Below are 8,212 nucleotides of genomic sequence, written 5' to 3' on the forward strand. Positions count from 1 at the left end.
TGAGAGCATGTACATCTCAGGCGCTGTCACAGGGGCAGTCTTTTTATATGGTCTTAGTGTTGATCGACGGTCAATTCTTTAAAGCGTTTGGCAATCGGATCGGATTTAACTAATTCTTCGAGGTGTTTCAATTCTTCAGCTTCTACCGTTTCAGACGTATCGTAGCTGGGCGGTACGGTCTTTGCCAATTCAAGGCATTTCCGTGCAGAGGCTACGCTGACGATGATGACCAAGATGGCCATGATAGCCGATACGCCGAAGAGGAGCCATTCCTGCTTGGGCAGGTAGATGTTGAACATATTGAGGTAATCAGCCCAGAAGATAACGACGGTCAGGAAAACCCAGGGGATGACCGTGACCCAGGCGAAGCGGGCCTTACCCATAGCACAGATGACAACGGTCGAGATGGCCAGGGTGATGATGGCCAAGAGCTGGTTCGATACACCGAATATCGGCCAAATCGTAGACAGGTTGCCTTGGAGTACGATGTAACCCCATGCGCCGGAGATCAGAGCCGAGGCGACGATGCCGCCGGGGAGCCAATGGGGATCGCCGAACTTCGGCCATACGCGGCCGATGAGTTCCTGGAGCATGTAACGGCCGACACGAGTACCGGCGTCGATGATGGTCATGATGAACAGGGCTTCAAACATGATGCAGAAGTGATACCAGTAGTTCATCAGGTGGTCAAGGCCGGGGATGTTGGAGAAGATGAAAGCCATGCCGACAGCCAGCGAAACGGCGCCGCCGGGACGATGAGCTACGTCTTCACCGACCATGGCGTTCAACTGAGGCAGGTCGACGACCTGGATGCCCAGGGCCTGGAAGTGTTCAGCTGTCGAGTTGATGGCGAAGTAGTCGTTCGGGATGAGGGAGCAGGCTGCGATAAGGGCCATCATGCCGACGAAGGATTCGGTCAGCATGGCGCCGTAGCCTACGGGGAGAATGGAGCGTTCGTTCATCAGCATCTTCGGCGTCGTACCGGTCGAAATCATGCAGTGGAAGCCGGAGATGGCACCGCAGGCGATGGTGATGAAGATATACGGAAGGACCGGACCGGTGATGACCGGGCCGCCGCCGGCGACAAACTGAGTCATAGCCGGCATCTGAATCGTAGGTCCGACGATGATGATACCGAGGGCCAGAGCACCGATGGTACCGATTTTCATGTACGTCGAGAGGTAGTCACGCGGAGCCAGGAGCAGCCATACGGGAAGAGCGGCAGCTACGAAGCCGTAGATGATGAGGGCGATGGAAATGCCCTTAGCATTGATCGTGAACAGGGGAGCCAGTGTCGGCGAAGCCGATACGGACGGACCGAGAATGACGGCGAGAAGTGTCAATGCTACGCCGATGACCGTACCTTCTTTGATGTGGCCCGGGCGCAGGAACTGCATGTAGACGCCGACGAAAATAGCGATAGGAATGGTCATGCCGATCGTGAAAGTACCCCAAGGGCTGTCGTGAAGGGCATTGACGATGACGACGGCCATGCCGGCCATAGCCAGGATGTTGAGGAACAAGACGGCAAAGGATGTTGCCAGGCCGACTTTGTCACCAATCTGAGCTTTGGCGATTTCGGCAATGGATTTGCCGTCATAGCGCATGGACGCAAAGAGGATGACCATGTCATGGACGGCACCGGCGAGGACACCGCCGATGAGAATCCACAGGGCGCCCGGTAAGTAACCGAACTGGGCTGCGATGACCGGGCCTACGAGGGGGCCGGCACCGGCGATAGCCGCGAAGTGATGGCCGAAGACGACGTACTTATTGGTCGGCACGTAGTCATGACCGTCTTCAAAACGGAAAGCCGGTGTAACCTTATACTGGTTAACGGTCAGTACTTTTGCGGCAATAAAAGCACCATAGAAACGGTAAGCCAGCACAAATATTAATGCAGAAATGATAACTAAAAACAAACCATTCATAAAAAATTCCCTCCTTATCATATTTATTTCGTGAAGCGCTGGACGCTTACAAAACAGGCGTTGTATAGGTACGAAATATAAAGCTGATGCCATGCTTTTGATGGGGGTATGGATCTCATCACTTTTGCCGCAGGTGCTTTGATGAGGAATATTATAATCGGATGCAACGCCACATCCTCAGTCCATCCAAGTAAAACGTTTTTGTTACAATTCTATTGACTTTTTGTCGTTTATAAATATCATATAACGATTTTACTATACACCTACTATAGTTTAAAGAAGTAAAAATAGCAAGTTACTTATGGTAAAGTTTACGATATATATATGAAAAAAACTCATGATGTACTGAGTAAAATAATTTGTGGAGGGGTATTTCCTTAATATATAACGGAAATTGTTAAATAAAAAAGGCACTATCTATGAAGATAGTGCCTTTGATGCAGTTGATTAATGATGAGCGACAGACATTTCTTGGAAACGCTGAGCTGCTTTATCAGTTTTTACCAGTTCCTGGAGGTGTTTCAGTTCTTCCGTTTCAACGATTTCCGAAGTGTCATAGTTGGCAGGGACCGTCTTTGCTAAGTAGATGCACTTGCGGACGGCGCCGACGGCAACGATGATGACCAACAGGGCCATGATGATGGAAACGGTGAACATCGTCCATTCACCCTTCGGAAGGTAAATTTCGAAGATGTTGAGATAGTCAGCCCAGAAGATCATGACCATCAGGAAAGCCCAGGGAATGGCCGTAACCCAAAGGTAACGAGCTTTGCCCATAGAGCAGAGGACGACCGACGAAATCGAAAGGGCGATGATAGCGAGGAGCTGGTTCGATACGCCGAAGATCGGCCAGATGGTGGACAGGTTGCCGTTGAGGACTAAATAACCCCAAGCCCCGCAGATCAAAGCAGAAGCGATGATGGCACCGGGTTTCCAGTTCGGATCGCCGAACTTAGGCCATACGCGGCCGACGAGTTCCTGGAGCATATAACGGCCGACACGGGTACCGGCATCGATGATGGTCATAATGAATAAGGCTTCGAACATGATGCAGAAGTGGTACCAGTAGTTCATGAGGTGATCGAGGCCGGGCAGGTTGGAGAAGATATAAGCCATGCCGACAGCCAGGGAAACGGCACCGCCCGGACGATGGGCGACGTCTTCACCGACCATGTTGCTCAGGTGCGGCAGGTCGACGACTTGAATGCCCAGGGCCTGGAAATGAGCGGCCGAAGAGTTGATGGCAAAGTAATCATTCGGTACCAGCGAGCAGGCTGCGATTAAAGCCATCATGGCAACGAACGATTCCGTAACCATAGCGCCATAGCCGACGGGCAGGATGGAGCGTTCGTTCATCAGCATTTTCGGCGTCGTGCCCGTTGCAATCATGCAGTGGAAACCGGAGATAGCGCCGCAGGCGATGGTAACGAAGATATACGGTAAGACAGCACCGGTGATGACCGGGCCGCCGCCAGCCGTAAACTGGGTCATAGCCGGCATCTGAATGTTCGGCCCGACGATGATGATGCCCAGGGCCAAGGCGCCGATGGTACCGATTTTCATGTACGTCGAGAGGTAGTCACGCGGTGCCAGGAGCAGCCATACCGGAAGGGCAGCTGCGATGAAGCCGTAGATGATGAGGGCGATGGAGATGCCCGTAGCATTGATGGTAAAGAGGGGAGCCAAGGTCGGCGAAGCCTGGACGGCAGGGCCGGCGACGACGGCCAGCAAGGTCAAGACGACGCCGATGATGGTGCCTTCTTTAATTTTGCCGGGACGCAGGAACTGCATGTAGATACCGACGAAGATGGCGATAGGAATGGTCATGCCGATGGTGAATGTACCCCAAGGGCTGTCGTGCAGGGCGTTGGCGATGACGACGGCCATGCCGGCCATGCAGAGGATATTGAGGAACAAGACGGCAAAGGACGTTGCCAAGCCTGTTTTGTCACCGATCTGGGCTTTGGCGATTTCGGCAATGGACTTGCCGTCGTACCGCATGGAGCAGAAGAGGATGACCATATCGTGGACGGCACCGGCGAGGACGCCGCCGATGAGAATCCATAAGGCACCGGGCAGGTAGCCGAACTGGGCTGCGATGACCGGACCGACCAGCGGGCCGGCACCGGCGATAGCTGCGAAATGGTGGCCGAAGACGACGTATTTGTTCGTCGGAACGTAGTCGTGACCGTCTTCAAAACGGAAGGCCGGTGTAACTTTGTACTGGTTCAGGGTCAATACCTTGGCGGCAATGAATGCGCCGTAAAAACGGTAAGCCAGTACGAACACTAAGGCAGAAATAATGACGAGATATAAACCGTTCATACAAAAAGAACCTCCTTTGAATTTTGTGTGCCTATATCTTTATCCGTTATAAAGCAACATAATGCCGAATTTGATGAATTGGAAAAAAGTAAATGGCACGTTGAAATTTTTTGCTATCTCTGTAGCTCTCTCATTATATATCCTTTTGGGTTAAAAACAAGATTCTCCTTGGGAATAAATAACTATTCTTGATGACTTAAAAGACATGATGAAATTACGATATCGTATATTTGAATTTTTTATACCATATATTGATTTATATTTGGACCGATAAACTATATATTGATTAAATTTACTAAAAGTGATTTGTGACGAAACCTACATATGTATTTTTCATATGTATTGCGAACCAAATCGGCCAGTGGGAGTGGACTTTTCATAAGCAAGGGACAATGCTATAATAACCATAGTTTTTGAACTTATTATCATATATTATAGGAGGTTTTAGAATGTCTAAATCTGAATACACCTTGGTTTTGCCGGCTTTTACCATCGGGATACATGCCTATGATGCCATTGGTAAGATCACCAAACACTTTGGGAAAAAAGTCGTCATCATCGGCGGTAAGACGGCTCTGTCCAAGGCTAAACAGCCGCTCCTCGATGCCATTGCCAAAACGGATCTCGAAGTCCTCGACGTGTTGTGGTATGGCGACGATGCCACCTTTGAACACGTCGATCGCCTGCTGAAAGAAAAAGCCGTTCAAGAGGCAGATCTCGTTTTCGGTGTCGGCGGCGGCCGGGCCATCGATACGGGGAAGGTCGTTGCCGATAAGGCCGATAAAGCCTTCTTTGCTTTCCCGACCCTGGCGTCTAACTGCGCTCCGTCGACGGCTATTTCCGTCATGTACAAAGCAGATAAGTCCTTCGCCGGCTATTATTACCTCGATCAGCCGCCGGTTCACACCTTCATCAATATGGCTGTCATTGCTGATTCTCCCTTTAAATTCTTCTGGGCCGGCATTGGCGATGCTATGAGTAAGGAATGTGAATCGGAACTGGCCAGCCGGGCTGCAGAACACTTCCATACCGTTCTCTTGGGCCGGGCTATCGGAAAGACTTGTACGGAACCGCTTCTCCAGTATGGGGAAAAGGCACTGGCAGACTTCAAGGCCAACCAGATTACGTATGAACTGCAGCAGGTCGTCTTAGACATCATTATCAGCACGGGCCTCGTTTCCAACTGCACGACAGGCGGTGAAGAATACTATTATAATTCGTCCTTGGCGCACATGTTCTACAATGCCTCGACGGTCCTTCCCCAGGTTGTCGAAGGCCATCTTCACGGCGGAACTGTTTCCTTCGGTGTCTTAGTCCTCTTGACCTACGATAAACAGTTTGAACTGCGGGATAAGGTCGCTGCTTTCTATAAAAAATGCAATTACCCGACGACCCTGGCAGCCTTAGACATCAAGGCCGATGAAATCGACGCCGTCGTCGATGCCGCCCCGGCCCTGCGTGAATGGACCTGCGTTCCCACGCCGATGACCAAGGATGCTTTTAAACAGGCTATTCTCGATACCGATGAATTCGGTAAGTCATTATAAGCAACATTTCGTATATGCACATCGTTTGTCATAGGAGATATTCCGGCATGGTGAGACGATGACTGTCTTTTATGGAGGAAGTATGGATCCTGTATTAGAACAAATTATTAAGGCCATTGAACCGATGGATCTGGCTAAGGCTGCGGAGTGCTACCAGCGCTTGGCCAGCCTGACAATTCGCCAGGACAGCAAATTATCGTATCTGGCAGGCCGTATTGCCGGCGTGCAGCAGACCCTTCATCCGGAAACGCTGCAGAAGGCCATTGCAATCTTTGCTGCCGACCATGCCGTCGACGGCGGGGAAAATAAGACCCAGGGCAAGACCAGTAAGGCCGATGCTTTAGAAATTGCAGGAGGCCGCGGGGCTATCAATAAGGTGGCTCACCGTATCGGAGCCGGTGTCATGCTCCTCGACATGGGCCTTGAAGATGACTTGGCCGAATCGCAGGGGGTCCAGAATCTGAAAGTCATGCACGGCAGCCATTTTTGGGCTCGCCGGGACGCCATGAGTGAAGATGAAATGATGGATGCCCTGTTCAGCGGTCTGCAGCTTGGCGAGAACCTGGCTGAAGAAGGATATACGGCCGTCGGCCTCGGCAATATCGGCGAACGGGATCTCCTCACAGCTTTTATCATAACGGCGGCCTTTTTCCGCGGTCAATTGGAAGACCTTCCGGCGTCTATGACGTCCGGCAAAAAGTTGGATTCGCTGAAACGCGTCATGGAGGAAATGAATTTCGACCCGGAAAATCCTTTGGATTTGCTGCGCCGCGCCGGATCGCCCGACATTGCGGCCATGGTAGGGTTCATTTTATCGGCAGCTCGGTGTAAAATGCTCGTCGTCTTTGACAATGCCGTGACCGGGGCGGCCGTCCTCTTGGCTCGCGCCTTGTGCCCGACGGTTGAGGACTATGTTTGCCCGTCGGCTCAATACCAGGAACCGGTACATCAGATGCAGATGAAGAAATTAGGACTGAAACCCTTCGTTGAACTCGAGCAGAATCTCGACCAGGGAATGGGCTCAGCCATGGGGCTGACCATGCTCGATGCCGCTGTCCAAATGATGAACGATAATTTGAAGTAAGGAGTCCCACGATGAAAACACTACATCTCGACTGTTTTTCCGGTATCAGCGGCAATATGTTCGTCGGCATGCTCATCCAGGCAGGGGTCCCATTTGAAGCTTTTCAAAAGGCCATGGCCTCGCTTCAGCTCACGGGATATGAACTCCTGTGCCGCAGTGAGAATAAGGGCGGCGTGCAGGCCGTTTATTATAATGTAATATTAGATGATGAAAAGCACGATGCCCACGATGATCACGAACATCACGATCACGATGATCACGAACATCACGATCACGATGATCATGACCATCACGATTACGATGATCATGACCATCATGACCACCATGATCATGATGATCACTGCCATGAACACCATCACGACGCTTCCGGCCACCTCGTCGATATGACCGGTCACCATCATCACCACCACCATCGCGGCCTGGCGGAGATTACGCAGATTATCAAAGGGTCGCCCTTGGAAGAAGGGATAAAAACCAAGAGCCTGGCCGTCTTTCAGGCCTTAGCTGAAGCGGAAGCCAAGGTACACGGAGTACCGGTCGAGGAAATTCATTTTCATGAAGTTGGCGCCATCGACTGCATCTTGGATATCGTCGGTACCGTTTGGTGTCTGAACTACTTGGGCATCGAACAGATCAGCACCTCGTCTCTTCATGCAGGAAGCGGCTTTGTCCGCTGCGCCCACGGCATCATGCCTGTGCCGGCGCCGGCCACAGCGGAACTTTTGTCCGGTATTCCCTGGTATTCGACGGATATCAAGGGTGAATTGGTTACGCCGACGGGAGCTGCCTTGGTGAAAGTCTTAGCTCATGCAGGGCAAAGACCGGCTGACTTCATCTATCATACCGTAGCCTATGGTGCCGGAACCAAAAACTTGGCAACGCCCAATGTCCTGCGCGGGTTTATTGGTGAAGCGTCACCGTTGTAACCGAGAAACTTTCTGATTGTTCCTGTAAAGGGTTGCTTTTTGAGCCGCCTTTTACAGGGCTTCAGATTTTTTAGAATAGAAAACGTTCTTGACAATCCTTTGGCTCTGTGTTAAACTTATTAAGCACTTGTGATTTGTAAAAAATATTTACAAAAGGTGCCGACAAGTCTCCCCGTTTCGGTGAGATAAGTCAACTTTCATGCGGAAGTAGCTCAGTGGTAGAGCACCACCTTGCCAAGGTGGGGGTCGCGAGTTCGAGCCTCGTTTTCCGCTCCATTTAGTCCTCAATAGCTCAGTTGGTAGAGCAATCGGCTGTTAACCGATTTGTCGTAGGTTCGAGTCCTACTTGAGGAGCCATACAGGGGTGTCGCCAAGCGGTAAGGCAACGGACTCTGACTC

General features: G+C 51.2%; 5 protein-coding genes and 2 tRNA genes. 5 read left to right on the forward strand and 2 right to left on the reverse strand.

Annotated elements, in window-relative coordinates; all coding sequences use genetic code 11:
• Positions 1-53: 53 nt before the first annotated feature.
• Together UCI88_RS00895 and UCI88_RS00900 are read right to left on the reverse strand one after the other, a co-directional pair.
• Positions 54-1,931 carry a carbon starvation CstA family protein gene (locus UCI88_RS00895; protein WP_065360242.1) on the reverse strand — a complete coding sequence of 626 codons (1,878 nt, stop codon included), beginning with the start codon at positions 1,929-1,931 and terminating at the stop codon, positions 54-56.
• 447 nt (positions 1,932-2,378) lie between these two features.
• Complete coding sequence (locus UCI88_RS00900; RefSeq protein WP_044502922.1) at positions 2,379-4,256, reverse strand: carbon starvation CstA family protein; 1,878 nt, start codon at positions 4,254-4,256, stop codon at positions 2,379-2,381.
• 449 nt (positions 4,257-4,705) lie between these two features.
• Between UCI88_RS00900 and UCI88_RS00905 the strand changes: the two genes are divergently transcribed.
• The 5 genes from UCI88_RS00905 to UCI88_RS00925 all read left to right on the forward strand — a co-directional run bounded on the left by UCI88_RS00905 (position 4,706) and on the right by UCI88_RS00925 (position 8,170).
• Positions 4,706-5,803 (forward strand): iron-containing alcohol dehydrogenase family protein, encoded by a 1,098-nt coding sequence (locus UCI88_RS00905; protein ID WP_330023882.1) that lies wholly within the window; start codon positions 4,706-4,708, stop codon positions 5,801-5,803.
• An 82-nt stretch (positions 5,804-5,885) separates the two neighbouring features.
• Positions 5,886-6,887 (forward strand): nicotinate-nucleotide--dimethylbenzimidazole phosphoribosyltransferase, encoded by a 1,002-nt coding sequence (locus tag UCI88_RS00910; protein ID WP_256179986.1) that lies wholly within the window; start codon positions 5,886-5,888, stop codon positions 6,885-6,887.
• A gap of 11 nt (positions 6,888-6,898) precedes the next feature.
• Positions 6,899-7,813 (forward strand): nickel pincer cofactor biosynthesis protein LarC, encoded by a 915-nt coding sequence (larC, locus tag UCI88_RS00915; RefSeq protein ID WP_256179985.1) that lies wholly within the window; start codon positions 6,899-6,901, stop codon positions 7,811-7,813.
• A 201-nt stretch (positions 7,814-8,014) separates the two neighbouring features.
• A tRNA-Gly gene (locus tag UCI88_RS00920) sits at positions 8,015-8,089 on the forward strand.
• Between the two features lie 5 nt (positions 8,090-8,094).
• Positions 8,095-8,170 (forward strand) — tRNA-Asn (locus UCI88_RS00925).
• Positions 8,171-8,212 lie beyond the last annotated feature (42 nt).

This window comes from Megasphaera massiliensis (assembly GCF_036305205.1).
GTDB lineage: Bacteria > Bacillota > Negativicutes > Veillonellales > Megasphaeraceae > Megasphaera > Megasphaera massiliensis.